The 15,425-nt window shown below is 43.8% G+C and carries 14 protein-coding genes and 5 tRNA genes; 4 read left to right on the forward strand and 15 right to left on the reverse strand.

Annotated features, from left to right (window positions below):
• The first annotated feature begins 286 nt into the window (after positions 1-286).
• Both pnuC and FFM79_RS11980 read left to right on the forward strand, forming a co-directional pair.
• Positions 287-1,117 (forward strand): nicotinamide riboside transporter PnuC, encoded by an 831-nt coding sequence (gene pnuC / locus FFM79_RS11975; protein WP_137643720.1) that lies wholly within the window; start codon positions 287-289, stop codon positions 1,115-1,117.
• Between the two features lie 209 nt (positions 1,118-1,326).
• A complete protein-coding gene (locus FFM79_RS11980) occupies positions 1,327-3,072 on the forward strand; it encodes a DUF262 domain-containing protein (RefSeq protein ID WP_137643721.1) in 1,746 nt (581 codons plus the stop codon).
• A 1,173-nt stretch (positions 3,073-4,245) separates the two neighbouring features.
• On the opposite strand, the gene FFM79_RS11985 is transcribed toward FFM79_RS11980, so the two are convergent.
• The 8 genes from FFM79_RS11985 to FFM79_RS12020 form a co-directional block, all read right to left on the reverse strand.
• Positions 4,246-4,563, reverse strand: coding sequence for a hypothetical protein (locus FFM79_RS11985; protein WP_137643722.1), 318 nt, complete (start codon positions 4,561-4,563; stop codon positions 4,246-4,248).
• 484 nt (positions 4,564-5,047) lie between these two features.
• Positions 5,048-5,419, reverse strand: a complete 372-nt coding sequence (locus FFM79_RS11990; RefSeq protein WP_137643723.1) for a DNA replication protein — start codon at positions 5,417-5,419, stop codon at positions 5,048-5,050.
• Positions 5,420-5,831: 412 nt separating this feature from the next.
• On the reverse strand, positions 5,832-7,250 hold the full coding sequence (locus FFM79_RS11995) for a virulence-associated E family protein (protein WP_225424451.1): 1,419 nt from the start codon (positions 7,248-7,250) through the stop codon (positions 5,832-5,834).
• Between the two features lie 11 nt (positions 7,251-7,261).
• Positions 7,262-8,041: a bifunctional DNA primase/polymerase gene (locus FFM79_RS12000; protein WP_137643724.1), complete on the reverse strand. Its 780-nt coding sequence runs from the start codon at positions 8,039-8,041 to the stop codon at positions 7,262-7,264.
• 14 nt (positions 8,042-8,055) lie between these two features.
• Complete coding sequence (locus FFM79_RS12005; RefSeq protein WP_137643725.1) at positions 8,056-8,466, reverse strand: hypothetical protein; 411 nt, start codon at positions 8,464-8,466, stop codon at positions 8,056-8,058.
• Positions 8,467-8,608: 142 nt separating this feature from the next.
• Positions 8,609-8,929: a hypothetical protein gene (locus FFM79_RS12010; protein WP_137643726.1), complete on the reverse strand. Its 321-nt coding sequence runs from the start codon at positions 8,927-8,929 to the stop codon at positions 8,609-8,611.
• Between the two features lie 61 nt (positions 8,930-8,990).
• Complete coding sequence (locus tag FFM79_RS12015) at positions 8,991-9,281, reverse strand: helix-turn-helix domain-containing protein (protein ID WP_225424452.1); 291 nt, start codon at positions 9,279-9,281, stop codon at positions 8,991-8,993.
• A 19-nt stretch (positions 9,282-9,300) separates the two neighbouring features.
• Positions 9,301-9,498, reverse strand: a complete 198-nt coding sequence (locus tag FFM79_RS12020) for a helix-turn-helix domain-containing protein (RefSeq protein WP_137643727.1) — start codon at positions 9,496-9,498, stop codon at positions 9,301-9,303.
• A 172-nt stretch (positions 9,499-9,670) separates the two neighbouring features.
• Between FFM79_RS12020 and FFM79_RS12025 the strand changes: the two genes are divergently transcribed.
• Together FFM79_RS12025 and FFM79_RS12030 are read left to right on the forward strand one after the other, a co-directional pair.
• On the forward strand, positions 9,671-10,369 hold the full coding sequence (locus tag FFM79_RS12025) for a helix-turn-helix domain-containing protein (protein WP_137643728.1): 699 nt from the start codon (positions 9,671-9,673) through the stop codon (positions 10,367-10,369).
• 53 nt (positions 10,370-10,422) lie between these two features.
• A complete protein-coding gene (locus FFM79_RS12030) occupies positions 10,423-11,568 on the forward strand; it encodes a site-specific integrase (protein ID WP_170177464.1) in 1,146 nt (381 codons plus the stop codon).
• A 124-nt stretch (positions 11,569-11,692) separates the two neighbouring features.
• Here FFM79_RS12030 and FFM79_RS12035 read toward each other — a convergent pair.
• The 7 genes from FFM79_RS12035 to FFM79_RS12065 form a co-directional block, all read right to left on the reverse strand.
• A tRNA-Gln gene (locus tag FFM79_RS12035) sits at positions 11,693-11,764 on the reverse strand.
• Between the two features lie 9 nt (positions 11,765-11,773).
• Positions 11,774-11,856: transfer RNA gene (locus FFM79_RS12040), tRNA-Tyr, on the reverse strand.
• Between the two features lie 73 nt (positions 11,857-11,929).
• On the reverse strand, positions 11,930-12,757 hold the full coding sequence (locus tag FFM79_RS12045) for a metallophosphoesterase (protein WP_137643730.1): 828 nt from the start codon (positions 12,755-12,757) through the stop codon (positions 11,930-11,932).
• Between the two features lie 67 nt (positions 12,758-12,824).
• Complete coding sequence (locus FFM79_RS12050; RefSeq protein WP_137643731.1) at positions 12,825-14,297, reverse strand: peptide MFS transporter; 1,473 nt, start codon at positions 14,295-14,297, stop codon at positions 12,825-12,827.
• A gap of 728 nt (positions 14,298-15,025) precedes the next feature.
• A tRNA-Val gene (locus FFM79_RS12055) sits at positions 15,026-15,098 on the reverse strand.
• A gap of 59 nt (positions 15,099-15,157) precedes the next feature.
• Positions 15,158-15,230 (reverse strand) — tRNA-Thr (locus FFM79_RS12060).
• Between the two features lie 41 nt (positions 15,231-15,271).
• Positions 15,272-15,344: transfer RNA gene (locus FFM79_RS12065), tRNA-Asn, on the reverse strand.
• Positions 15,345-15,425: the final 81 nt, after the last annotated feature.

The following is a 15,425-nucleotide window of genomic DNA, read 5'->3' on the forward strand; positions in this document are numbered from 1 at the left end:
GACACTTAATAATGTTACTATACCAATCTTACACGGCGAACACCAACCGTCCGCAATCTCCCAATTGATTTATAAAAAAATAAATTCGTAAACGATACCAATTTAGGGTCGCGCTTACGGGCCTCTTTTTTCGAAAATTAATACCGTTATATTCAATCATTATCCCCACCGCTACGAATTGACAATCCGCAGCACGACCGCTAACCTGCTAACTATCACCTACCTGATCAAACAGCGTTGCTTCCGAACACGGCTGTCTAAAAACAACTAAGGAGAGAATTTTTCAATGATAAATGACTCAAAACGCACCCCTGAATTATCATTTGGCCAACTCATCACCCGCGGCAAGCAGGATTTGGCCGGACTCCCAGCCGCCCTGCGCGATGTCTTTAACGTCCAGCGCGGACTACAGGAACTCCGCACCCTCCGAACAGTCACCAAAGTTATGATGGGCCTGATGCTCCTCGCCACCTTAGTCGGCTTCATTTTGGGTGGCGACTACGGCCTCACCAGCTGGATCAGTATCGTAACCAGTCTGGCCGTTGTCGTAAACCTTATTCTAGTTGACCAGGGCCGCTTAACCAACTATGGCTGGGGCATCATCGGCTGCGTTGGTTGGCTCATCATCGCCATCACTAACCGCTTAATCGGAGACGTGGCGGTTCAGATCTTTTACTTAGTCATGCAATTTGCTGGGATCGCCGTTTGGCACCGCAAAATTGAAGAACAAACCGACACCCACGAATTGGTCTCCCGTAAGTTTAGCTGGTTAACCGGTCTTTGCTGGTTAATCGTTACCATTATCATTTACTTAACCGTGCTATTTTTCAGTAAGCAACTTAACGGGACCCAAGTCTACCTCGATGCCGCCTTACTACCGCTTGGGATTATTGGGATGCTCCTAATGGTCTACGGCTACCGGTCGCAATGGTACGCTTGGATCACCATCGACGTCATCAACATCATTATCTGGTTCAACCAACTAAAGGACCTCAGTCCGGCAGCCACCTCCATGTTTGCCCTGCAACTTGTGACCTTGGCGAACGCCCTCTTTGGCGCTTACCTCTGGTTTTACGGCCAGGAACGGGCGGCTGAGCGGCACCATGAACACGCGTAAACAATCCGTTTAGGCCGTGCTGAGCACACCGATGGTCAAGTGGTGATGAATCTTAAGTAAAAGCCGCTCCGAGGGGCCTTGGAGCGGCTTTTTTGCGATGAAAATTCACCTGTCACCATCAGTTTGGATCTATATATTTTAGTAAAGTTAAGTTATAATCAAGCCAGCAATACCCGTTTCTATTTACTTTGGTTTGGAGGAATTTTTTAATGGCTACTTTAGTACAAATCCCGACACCCTCGAGTTATAAAATCGAGAATCTTTTTCGCGATAATAATTTTGTCGTTCCGCTTTATCAGCGGAACTACGCTTGGGGGACCAACGAAGTCGGTGATTTCTGGCGCGACTTACAAGACATCATCGACGGCCGTCGCAATAGTCACTTTTTCGGGCAAATCGTGACGTTTAAAAATGACCAGGGGGATCAAGAAATTATTGATGGTCAGCAACGGCTAACAACCAGTATTATCTTTATGGCAGCCATTCGGGACATGGCGGTCAGTTTAGAAAAGAGCCTCAAAGAAGCCCCCGATACGGACTTCAACGAGGAAATCAGCGACACCCTCCGCAACATTAGTTACCAGGTCCGCAAAGCTATTCGGGGGAATGGCGAAGAACAACCGGCCCTTACCGTCCAAAAAGTTCAGGACAAGGATAGCGATGAAACGCTCAACGAGTTCTTTGTTAAGCTGACGCATTCACGGATTGCACCGACTATCAAGCTGGCGTCTAAACCCAAAAATAACATGGTCCACGCGTACAACCAAATGTCCAAGGCGATTCAAAAAGCCCTGAAGGAATGGAAGACGCTGGGGGAACGCATTGACTACTTGCAAGCCATTTTCGATGCGTTTTTTGACCATTTTTACATTGTGATGTTGTCCGCACCTAGTCGCCAAGACGCCTTTACGATTTTTGAAACCCTTAATAGTCGGGGGAAGGACCTCACGGCATCCGATATTATCAAGAATCATTTAATGTCACTGATGGGACAAGACCTTGACGAGGCCAATCAGACCTGGAATGACATTACCGAACCCCTGGATAACGATAGTAAACAAATCACTAGCTTTATCCGCACTTACTGGGCTGCACAACACCGCATCGTACCAGAAGCACGACTTTACCGTGAGATTAGCGACAAAGTAGATAATCCAGCAACGGCCAAAATTTTCTTAAAGGAACTTAAGGAGCTGGTCGAACTTTACACCGTGCTCCGTTCACCGCTAACACCCAAGGCCCACTACCTCTTCTTTCACAATGAACGGTTAACGCAACAAATTGACATTTTAAATCGCATGCACGTGGTACTTTACTACCCCATTCTACTCGCCTTGAAACACCGCGGTTTTAGTGAGACCGACATGCTTAAGGTGGCGCAAAAAGTGATTGCAATTTTCGTTCGCCACCGGACGATTATGAACCGCGGGACGAACACTTTGGAAAGCGGCTTTTCAGACATTGCGCACCAAATTTGGGCGCTCAACCTGCAAAACGTGGGCGCCATTACCACATACATGACTGACCACTTATTGCCAAGCGACGACCAGACGAAGACTAGCTTCGAGGCCATGAGTCGTGACGGTGGTAGCCGGGGCGCCAAAAAGTGGACACTGGTTTACTTACTGTCCGCACTTTACGAAACTGATTTTGACGATTTCGATAATGACGACCTTTACCAACGGGTTTTCGACGACGATAATTATCAATTAGTTCAAATTTCAGACGACGCCGAAATTGCCGACCACCAAACGTACCTCGGCAATTGGACCATTTTGGAGAAAAATCTCGCCCGCGCCAATTTCAAGCAACCAGAATTACGGGCCGCCCTGGAGAAATCCAACCTCCACGCAAACCAAGCATTAGCCCGGCAATTAGCAAGCGCCCCCTGGGATGACGATGCCATTAAACAGCGTCAAAGCGCATTCAAGGATGCGGTTGTATTACTCTGGTAAGCAACGTACTTAATCACATTAAAACAACCTATTAGGCTCAAAGTATCCGCTAGATGGTTTCCTCCCATCGGCGGGTATTTTTATTATGCGGATACTAATCCAATGTGCCGGTGTCGACTATAAAACGCTACCGTATGTATAGTACACCTAGCAAGCGAATAAAAATTCATGCTTACACTATCCAGCCAATGCGCACTTCACCACCTAACAAGTTATTTTTCGTGGTGTCCAAATTGGTGCACTTTGGTTCCCAAAATGGTTCCATTTTTATTTTTGGCGCACTTTGAGATGCAACAAAAAAGCCGCTAATTAAGGTTTTCACCTTAACTAACGACTACCATGTATCCCTTGATTGGGCTAGCTGGGTTCGAACCAGCCTAGAAGTAGAATGCTGTTATATCAACGTTTACAGGCTGTATAAGCATTCAAAATATACTTGTGGTGCACTTTTTGGTGCACTTTCCATAAAAAACACATAAAACACTCAAATAAACCGGCTGGCGGGCAATACATAAACCATCTTAACGGATGGCTATTTTTTTCTAATCAGCCCTTATTAATTCCTAATTTCTTGTCGCGATTAGATTTCATCATACAGAGCTGTTATACTTTAACTGCGAAAAACGTCTGAATCATTCAGGCACAAAGACCCCCGGCCGTCGCTAGCAGTCGAGGGCTTTTTTGCATACATATTAAAGGACGGGCTAAATTGTTTTGATGGCTAAGGGCGTAGTTTCAGCTACGCCCTTTCCTTTAAACTGACTTTAACAAGCGTACCGTTAGTACAGTTGTTAGCGGGGGTAACAATTTGTTCCTCCCTTTTTATAGCCTGACATATCCGACATAACAAGCGTAACCGGGTTTACGGTTGTTGAGCTGTGTACTTTTTAGTACGCGCCCGTTAGTCTTGATTAGTACGACGGCATAGAGTTTCAAGGGGATACTTATGCGTACCCCTTCATTATGGATGCCCTCGAATTGATATAGAGAGTAACTCCAGTTACCCCGTCTCTTTTTATAACCTGCCCTATCTGCCCTTAAATTATTAGCATTAGCACTGATAATCCCTTTCGATGGGACAAGGAGGGCGCGTTTCACGACGTCCCCTTTTTAGGAACTGCGGAATCTGCGCAAACTCGTTACATTCTAGGTAGAGTGTACTTTTGGTACTCCCTATTTATCCATCATTTTAATAATTTGCGTCACCCAGTTCCGAATGGCTTTTTTTCGAACTGCATAGTATTGGGACTTTTTTAAATTTAAAGCTTGCTGGGCTAGTTCACGGCTACCATTCAAACCGAATTCATATCGTAGTAAATTAGTTTGTTGGGGGTCGCTCATCCGTTCTATACCGTTTTGAACGTGGCGACACGCCGCTATTTCCCTTTTCCATTGCTTGGAATTAACATCAATTTCAGGATCATTAAAAATCCATTGATAACGGCGAAACTGTTCTAAATCCTTACAAGCTTGTTTGTACCATAATTCCATTATTAAGCCCCCTCGGATGCAAAAAAAAACGTTAACGGCCATCTTTCACAGCAACGCTATCAAGTGAATTATAGCATGTACCTATTTCGCAAGAATTTTTTTGAAACACATAATAGCCAGTGCGCGTTGATACAACGCGATTTATAATGTTTTAATAGAAACCATCACCCGGCTTTTTTGGCCTCGAAATTACAACTGCCTGCACACTACCACACGCCCTATATGCAAGCGCCCCGCATGATTATCTTCATGTTTTTTTCAGGTAGCCATATCAAATTTATATGAGGTTTTCTGAGGTAGCCTGACCATATTAATAACAGGTTCTATCAAAATGGGTTGATCATGGTTCTAATAGGTTTACAGCTACAAATTAGATAACTAGGCCGCCGCCCCCACAGGTAAACGTATTTCAAGCGTCTATTGGTCAATAATAAAAGGCCGCCACTTATCAACTTGTGACGACCTTTGCTAACACTATTTGTATTTAAGCACCCTGTGTACGCTGAATATCATCCGTCAGCCGTTGAATGTCCGGTCGCAAGGTCTTTTCCCATTCGTCTATATTCGCTTGCTCCACAGCTCTAATACGGGCGTTCATCGTAGCTACCTGACTTTTAAAAGCCGCAATACCAACATTAAGCTCATCTTGATTGGTAGCAATAAACATACCCATGTTACGGCCGTTTCGGTTTGCTACAATTGGCACGCCGTATTGACTGATCAACACGCTAACGGCCGCCCTAACGTCCCTTACTTTCAATTGTGTTACCTTGCAAATATTTGAAGTCGTCATTGGATAACCGGCGCCCCGTGGTAAGATACTTAATACTTTAAACTCCGTCATTGTTAATGGCATTCCCTCACTCCTATTCTGTGATCACATTTATTAAAAAGTTGCTTTTTTTGAATCTGTAACGGATGCAGTCAATCCTTTTCACCAAATTTCAGGAAAACTTACCAGTAGTAAATCAATATCAAACTAATACTTTTCGCCAAATCTGGAGGTAAAGTCATTGAACTGCATCGAGTTTTTTTAATACTTGTTGTGCTCGTATACCCGTGTACCTGCGTAGACGTGTAAAAGGCCGGTATATCAACATTCTAGCCATTACGCACCCGTGTTTTAGGTGTGTAACGTGTGTAATTCAAGCCACCAATTACACGGGGTTAATACACGTTACACACACGTACTATTATTCAAGAATACCTATACATCAATCATTACACAGGTTACACACGTTACACAGGTTATTTATAATAGTTAGTAATTAGTCGGTAATTCGTTCATATCCACGCCCGCGCTTTCCATTAATAACCACGTTAGCCTTATATTCCCAACCTGGCATATTATCCATAATCAATTTAATTTTTTTGGCGTCGCTATTTGTCCGACCAACCAAATATCTTGAAGTCTGTTGGTCAAAAACGACCGCTAATATTTCGCGGGTTGAAGTCTTTTGAATTGGCTCCCGGCCGCTATCAAGTTTCACATTCAACCAATTGTCAGTATTCACATCAATGGTTCCCCCGTTTTCGATGGTCGTAAAATACGAATGCTTAACGCTAATTGTTAGCTCGTCCCAGTTAGTCGGTACTAGCATTTCTAAATAGTCGGTAATTGCGTCTTTCATTGGATCAATAACTTGTGCCTCCTGCTGATAGGCTTTAGCTTCATTCAACGTCTGCTGGTCAAAATATAACTTTTCGCCTGCATCTACCCACGTTTTAACCTCTGCCAGCGTCTGCAATATGTCATCCTGTACCGGCTTTAGTGGGTTCTTGCTGGCTGGATGCAGACCGCACCTAATCGGGTAAAACCGCCGCTCGCCGGTGAAGTCCTTTAAAAAGTCGTGTTGGTTAGTCGACCCGATAAAGACACTCCGCCGCGGATGCTGGGTAGCATAGCGCCCATAGCTGTTCCGGTAGTAATCAGACGTTGCACTAGTGAAGTTCTTCATGGTTTCAATATCGGTCTTCTGCATGGCGGATAATTCGGCTAGTTCAATGATCCAGCTTCCCGTTAACTTCTGGTAGTCGTCTTTCTGCTTACCCATCGTTTTCAAGTTGTCATTGAAATATTCGGGATACAGATTTTTGACGGTGGTACTTTTGCCCAGTCCCTGGCCACCGTCTAGCATCGGGATAATTTCAAACTTAATCCCCGGATGATAAACCCGCGCAACTGCACCGGCTAACCATTTACGGGTAACTTGCCGCATATAGTGATTGTCTTCTGCTCCCAGATAGTCAATAAAGAAGGTTTCCGCTCGCGGTTGACCGTCCCACTTAACGGCTTCAATTCGCTTTTTAACCGGGTCAAACGGATGCAGACGGGCAACCCTAATCATGGCGTCAAATACATTATCTTTTGAGAATAGGATATTGTATTGCTCGTCAAAATAAGCCCTTAACAACGAATCATCCGTATCTTGCCAGTCCCCTTTCCGTAAACCGGTATTATCGTTAGAACGCGTTTTAATGACCTTTCCGGAGAACTCGTCATAAGCTAGCATACCCTTTAAATTGGGGTCATTCTCAATATACAAGCGGATATTGAACAGGGAACCCCGCTTAATACCGCCGCTATCGGTTGTCCTTAATTGCTCTTGCCAATCAGCACCTTTTAGCGGCATTATCTTTTTATCACGCCTCGCCATTGCCGCTTTTAGCTCGCTATCTTGTGCCACGTTATCACCTCCTAAACGCGTTTAATGATTGATTTAAAGATAGTGTTTACTTCTCTATCAGATAGGGGCGGCCGCAATTGCTCATTAGCGTACTGTAATAGTTCGTAAGCCGTAGCGCTCTGGCATCCAGTATTCAAAATTTTACCTAATACGGATGCTAGATAGGTATTACGGTTACCCTCATCCGTGCCAGCAGTCAATTCATCTAATAGCCGCCCCGCCCATGTTTTACGTATCTGTGAAGCGCGTTCTGGCGTCCGGTTTACCTTTTGACTGGGTAGCAGGTCACGAATTAGCCACTGTGGGGCGCGTTGAATCAGTGCCCCCGGGGTAATTGGCCGGTACTGCTTACCATTAATCGAACTGGGGGCAATCAATACAAAATCCGTCAGTATATCTATCCCAGGATACAGCCCAATGACCCGTTTTACTTGTTCATCCGTTTCATATCTGAAAAAATAATGTAAGCCATCTTGTGGTGTCCGTTCAATGTAAGTATCTGGCGGCAACTGTTTTCCCTGCTCGTTGAGCCGTTTCAGCGATTGCACGCCGTCTGTTTTCCCGTGACGGTCAATATCAACGACCAATAAATGGACGGGATCTAAGCGCATACCAATGTTTGCCCTTGGAACATGTTCGAACCAGCCCGCAATAGTTTGCTGGTCAGTAGTGGCGTCCAGATAACCCCGACTGCCCTTTAACGGTACTTTGCTATTAGGTGCTAGGGGGTAAACTGGAACACCGGTAGCGGCTATTTTTAACGCTCTGGATTTAAGGGTTTCACTTGTCATCTTGTCTCCTCCTATTAGCGAATTTTACTAGCGTACCCACCAGCGGGCACAGGAGACTTAACAAGTCTTTCTCCATCAGCAGACTTCACAGCATCCGCCGTCTTAGCCAATTTGATGCTAAGTTGTCGCGATGCTTGTTTTAACTGTCCCAGCTTCTCATCCGTACGCATCCCCAAATCTTGAATATTTTGAAGAACATACATTAAATTCTGGATAGTTAGGTCTTTTCGTTCGTTGCTGTCGATAAGCTCCCGCGTCGTCATGTCAAAATAACCATCGCTATCACTGGCACGCTTTAAACTGGGGACAATTAACCCGCAGACCCCTAAAATGCTATTTACGGCGTCAACGCTAACACGCAGCGCCCCTTGATTGTCCGCCACAATTTCAATGGCATCATTTAATTTGTTACTGTTCTCTTTCATAATGGTTCATCCTTTCAAATATCGGCTTATTCTGATAAAATGAAAGCGAAAAAAGGTTATCTAACTGTTGAATTAGCAACCTTGAACCGTGCTTACTCGCCAAAGTAAAAGTACGGTTCTTTTTTTCGCTTCCAAATCTCCATCACCCCAGAAGCCCATCCATAAAATCATAGATATCATTAAAAACTGCATCGTTTTTATCTAATCTGCCCTTGTGCTGATTAATGAAATCATCGAGCACCGCCAAAAGCGTTAAATTATCGTTTATAACTACGTTGGGTTGAATTTCACCGTCTTTGCAACGACTAATTAAATCCAGTTGCTTGTTGATCGCATCTCGCAAATTTTCAAGTGAAGCATACTGAGCTGCATTTTCTGACCGCGCAAGCAACAAATCTGACATAATCCCGCTATACTCTTTTAATCGATTTTCATTCAATCGAATTTCATACGGTTCTGACATTTTTTCACTCCTCTTACTGGACCAATCCCATCAACTGTAACGCCCATGCCCGCCAGCATCTTTATTCTTCAATAATTCCGTTGCTGTTGATAAATTGGTCAATATCCCGCTTGCTAACTAATGTCGTGCCATTAATGACGTGCACCGGCAATCCTTGATGCTTAATCCATCCGTTAAAGGTACCGCTTGATACCCCGGCATAATCCGCTCCGGCGCTCTTACGTAGCCATTTTTGGCTAATACCGGCATCCCGCTTAGCGGATGCAACCGAATCAGCAACTAAGTTGTAAACGTAAGCCCGTAACTGGCGGCTCTGGTCGTCACCCAAAATCACGCTTAATTTTTCGCTCAAATTCACCTCACCTCCTCTTCTATTTTTTTAATGAAATTAAGTCATTTGGTGTTACCCCTAAGAATTCGCAAAGTCTACTTAGAGTTTTTAATTGGATACCTTTCGAATGCCCATAATATATATTTGTTAAAGTGGCACGACTAACACCGGTATTTTTAGCAACGGTCCCTATAGTCCAATGCCGCTCTGCTAAAACTTGTTTTAACGTAAATTGCATGTAATTCGCCTCCCGCTTGTAAAGACTACTTTCTATATATGATAACCATAGCTATCAGTTAAACAATTTACACCGGATTTTTGAAAGTGTCAAGGAGTGCATTCATTTCTAACAATACTATTTATCATTTTTGCATTGCATGGTAGAATGTTAATAAATTAGGAGGTACGATATGCTCAAATTTGCACTCGACAAATATATGAAAAAAGCCAATTTGTCTATTCAAGACGTGAGCAATGCAACTGGCATTTCACGTCCCACTATTTCTCAGTTGTACAACGGACATTCGAAAGGTATTCAATTTGAAACACTCACCCGACTTGTCAATGGTTTAGATATTGATTGGATTGATGATTTGTTTTTTGACGATATAATCGAAACAGATCTGCACTTTACTGTAGAATTAACATCTAAAAGCAATGAAATTCCTGTAGTTTTAGATGGATACACTCCAATATTAATGGCTCATTTTTTCTCCTTAAAAGACATTTCGGCAGACAGTATCCCGGATTTTTTTAAATTACCAATTACAGTGCTATTCGATTCCAGCGATAAATCGAAGACTTCGGATACATTAATTCTTACATGCTTTGATGAAACCTTTGCTGATTTAAGAATCGCCGCACGTATTAAAACTAACTTAGAATCATTTTTCCGTGAAAGTGAACGTAAAAAATTAGAACTCGTATTAGGCAAAGTTGCTTACGAATGTTATCGAAAGTTAGATTTGGCAAAAATTAAAAATATAGTTTTTAGAACCGACATAGGCTATAACGAATTCCAAGAATGGCCTTATATTTTTTCTTGGCCGACTGACCTATTAAGTAATACTCACAAATTTACAAATTTTATCAGTATTAAATATAACTAAACAGTTTTCCTACATACCCATGCCCGCCAGCCGGTATGAAAGGAATAATCAGCATGGCAACATTCAAGCAGTATAAAACTAAGGCCGGTATTTTCTGGGAAGTGTTTGCATCTATCAGCGATGCTACCGACGGCCGCCCCAAACGGATGCACAAACGCGGTTTCAAAACAAAAAAAGAAGCCCAATTATGGACTTCTAACGCTCAAGTAAGTTATAAGAATCAAGGATATGTTTCCAACAATGATATTACCTTTGAACAGCTCTACGCTAAATGGTTTAAAGAGGAATACCAACAACAAGTAAAAGAATCAACGTGGGCTAAGACGGCCGATATATTCAGGCTCCATATTACGCCCCTACTGGGTTCACAGCAGGTCAAGAATATCACGGTCGCCCTATGCCAAACAATCGTTCATAACTGGCTTAAACAGGGCTTAAAACAGTATCGCCGTTTTCGCACCTATGTAATTAGTGTCTTTGATTTTGGGGTACGGATGGAACTTATCACCCGCAATCCGATGGCAAAAACCAGCATTCCTAAACAGAAAGCACAGCAGCAAGCGCCCAAAATTGAGTTTTACGAAAAGTCCGAACTCGTCCACTTCCTAGAGTGTGCTTACGATTACGACAATCCGCAGGCGTTCATGCTGTTTCGGCTACTGGCCTTTACCGGGATGCGGCGCGGAGAAGCCTTAGCGTTGCAGTGGAATGATATTAATTTTGATGCGGATGAAATCACGATCAATAAAACGCAGTCGCTGGGGGAGAACTGGCACATTGTGACGCAAACGCCCAAGACGAACAGCAGTTATCGAACTATCGCCGTTGACACTAAGACGGTACAATATCTGCACAAGTGGCGAATGACGCAAGCCCGGCGATGCTTTGAGCTGGGGTACAACGCTAAGGCGGCCAAACAGCTTGTATTTGCTAATCAGGATAACCAGCCGTTAGCTCCTAGCATGCCCGACCATTGGAATAGAAGTATATGTAAGCGATACGACTTAAGACGAATAAAAATTCACGCTTTCAGGCACACTTTTTGCACCCTTTCTTTTGAGGCGGGCGCATCCGTCAACGAGGTATCTAAAACATTGGGGCACGCTGATTTAAAAATCACCCAGCAAATTTATTTACACGTTACAAAGAAACAAAAAAACGAGGCCGCTTCTAAGCTGGCTCGTTATATGGATATATAATCCGTGGTGCACTTGTGGTGCACTTTCATTTTAGATTAATGTATCTTATTGCATACGCGGGACAAACAAAAAGCCGTCAATTAAGGCTTTTTGAACCTCATTGACGGCTATTGTAAGTATTCTATTGGGCTAGCTGGGTTCGAACCAGCGCATCACGGGATCAAAACCCGTTGCCTTACCACTTGGCTATAGCCCAAAAATGAAATGGAGGGGAGTGGATTCGAACCACCGAACCCGAAGGAGCGGATTTACAGTCCGCCGCGTTTAGCCAGACTTCGCTACCCCTCCGTGAATCATTCAACTATATTAGAATACATAATTTTGAATAAAAAATCAAGCCTTTTTGAAAACTTTTTTGAATTTATTTCAAATCAAGCAACCGGGTCCGCTGATACCACTGATCCATAAAGTTGGCCGCCTGCCATTCATTGATTCGCTTCAAACCATAACCAACGGCCTGATCATAATAAGTCGTCCCGTTAAACTGGTGAACTTGCGGTTGCGCGTGTAAATGCCCAAATAACACGTGAGCAACATCAAACTGTTCTAATAGCCGGCCAAGCCTAGGCGTTCCCATCAGGGCGTTTGCCATATTCCAGAAGCGATTATCCGTTGACCAGCGCAAATAGTCCGCCCGCGGAACAAAGTGGGTCATCAGGAGGACGCGTTTATGCGCCCTTTGCGCAGCAAGCAACTGGGAACGGACCTGCGTTAAAACCAGCTCGGCCCGCTCAGGGTCACTTAACGGCTGTTGAATCGCCCGGTCAATCCAGTACGCCCGCTTCCACTGTAAAAAGGATGCCGGCGTCGTATTCGGAATCTCAGTTGCAAATTGGTAATCGTACCAGCCATTGTTACCGATGATCCGCCAGTCAGTTCCCGGAATGTCGACAAACCGATTATGCAGATACCCCGCAAATTGGCCCTTCTCGAGCTCATCAAAGCTAATTCCGCTAACCATGTCATGATTACCTGCAATCCAGCGAACTTGCGTCTGTGGGCCTAATAATGCCTGCAAATCCACAACAAACTGTTCACTGCGCTGGAAATCATTAAACAGGTCGCCGGCAATCAAATACCATTCGACACCCCGCTGCGCCAAATAGGCCGCTTGCGCCCGCATGACGTCGCGAACGTTGACCCGGTTGACATCAAAATGATTATCACTACTTAAAGCTAAGCGAACCATGGGCTTCACCTCCCAATAAAAAAAGATATGCTACCCATAAGATAGCATATCTTGATTAAAGATTGGTTTAAAGAATACCCTTCATTTGGCGTCTAATCATTGGCACCATCATAAAGAGGATGATTCCCAAGATAACACTGGAAATCCCGATAATCGCGAAGTACGGTACTTCGGTGCTGCTCGAGTAGAAGCGCACAATTTGCGCGTTCAAGGCACTCCCAACCGAATCGGTTAGGAACCACATACTCATCATTTGTGAAGCAAAGGCCTTAGGTGCTAACTTGGTGGTAACAGACAAGCCAATTGGTGAAATTAACATTTCAGCAATTTCAACTAATGCCCAGCTTCCCACTAACCAGAGCGGGCTAACCTTGCCAGCAGTCCCGAATAAGGCCCCAGGCATTGCCATTAAGAGGTACGATGCCCCGGCGAAAACAAGTCCAACCGCAAACTTAGTTGGTGAACTAGGTTGCTTTTTACCCCACTTCGTCCACAGTAGCACGAACGGTGTCGTGTATAACATGATGAACAACGGGTTCAATGTCTGGAAGTCAGACGCAGCCAGGTGCATGAAACCAATGTCTAAGTTAACCCGGTTAGCCGCGAATAACGCAAGTACGGCTGACCCTTGTTCTTCAATCGCCCAGAACAATGATGCGGCAATAAATAACGGAATGTAAGCCCGCACACGTGACCGTTCCGTCGAATCAGTCTTTTCAGACGTCAGCATCAAGATAAAGTAAATAATCGGCGTTAAAATAACCAGTACACTGATTAACGTAATCACGTTGTTTAACGTCAAAGCGTTCATGAGCTTCATTAGAACTAAAATTAAGATCAAACCAATGACCCCAATGATCGTCCGCCGAGTAAGCTTCTTCAAATCACCAGGTTCCAACGGATCGGTTGGGTATAGGCTGGCAGAATTCAACGTCTTCCGACCATCAAAGTAATATTGTAATAAACCAAAGAACATCCCAATGGCTGCTAAGGAGAAGCCTAAATGGAAGTTAATGTGTAAACCAACCCGACCAACGAGTAATGGTGAAATTAACGACCCTAAGTTAATCCCGAAAACGAAAACACTGAAACCGGCATCCCGGCGAGTATCTTCAGCCGTATATAACTGACCGACCATGTCGGATACGTTTGGTTTCAACAGCCCAGTCCCGACAACGATTAGCGCGATTGAAATAAATAGCGCGGGCGCTCCGAACGGCGTTGATAACACGATGTGTCCTAACATAATCAGGATTCCACCAATAAAGACGGTCTTCCGACTACCCCATACCCGGTCACTCATAAAGCCACCAAGCACACTAGAAACGTATACTAGCGCAGAATAGATCGACATAATGGATGCAGCTGTTACTTGGTCAAAGCCAAGGCCACCCTTTGCGACGCTGTAGTACATATAATAAATCAGCAGGGCGCGCATCCCGTAGTAACTGAATCGTTCCCACATTTCAGTGAAGAACAACGTGCGCAAACCACGCGGTTGGCCAAAGAACGACCGATCCAGTTTTTGCTCATTATCCAATTGCATTTCCTCCAAACTTAAATCAAACGACTTGTGCTTCAGTTAAAAGCAACAATTTTTGTTTCTTAATTAAACATAATAACTATTATACTATCCTTAATCTTATTCAACAATAGAGTTAACCGTTTTCTAATCTTGCTTCTATTAATGAAATTAAGAAGCTCAAAACGCAAGCCGTTAAAAACACCGTCAACTGCGAATTACCGCGTCACTAATAAGTTTTAACATTTAAAATATAAAAATAAAATTAAATCATTTTCTAATTTTACCCTTTAAAATTAACGGAAAGTAAGCGCTTCGTTAAGCCGGATTTCCACGTAAAATCTTATTAATAAAAGAAACTAAAACTGGCGTAAACGGGGTTAGGTTACACACTCATGACTAACTAAATTTAGTTAAAAAGCACAAAAAAGACCAGCGCAAGGCAATTACGCTGATCCCACAATCTTAATACTAGCTAGTAACCTTAGTATCCTAGCTTTTTTCAACACTTTTAGGTCCTTTTGATTAGTACATTTAAAAATAATTTTGTTTCAAATAAGAGAGTGTGCCAAAAGTCGGTTAGCTGGTGAGGATTAACGGCGTAAGGCGAATAATCCTGAACTTGGATTGTTTAGCTCACGAGTTTAAGCGGAGCCAGCTGACTTTTGGCGCACGTTTTGGCTATTAATATTCGAAGATAAACGAAGAGACTATGACATTAGTCACAGCCTCTTCGTTTATCCTGATGGAGGATACAGGGCTCGAACCTGTGACCCTCTGCTTGTAAGGCAGACGCTCTCCCAACTGAGCTAATCCTCCATATATATAATGATCATTCCTTAGAAAAAAAGGTAAGACCCACGTCTCACCTTCAAAAGTGCCGGCTACCAGAGTCGAACTGATGACCCTCGGTTTACGATACCGATGCTCTACCAACTGAGCTAAGCCGGCATGGATATATAAAATATGCCCATTGCTGGACACGTCTTATACTCCGACAGGCGGGCTCGAACCGTCGACATCTTGATTAACAGTCAAGCGCTCTACCAACTGAGCTATGTCGGAATAATTGCATGGCAACGTCCTACCCTCGCAGGGAGCGATCCCCCAACTACTATCGGCGCTAAGAAGCTTAACTTCTGTGTT

Origin of the sequence: Lactiplantibacillus modestisalitolerans (genome assembly GCF_005405425.1) — a bacterium.
In the GTDB taxonomy this organism is placed as follows: domain Bacteria; phylum Bacillota; class Bacilli; order Lactobacillales; family Lactobacillaceae; genus Lactiplantibacillus; species Lactiplantibacillus modestisalitolerans.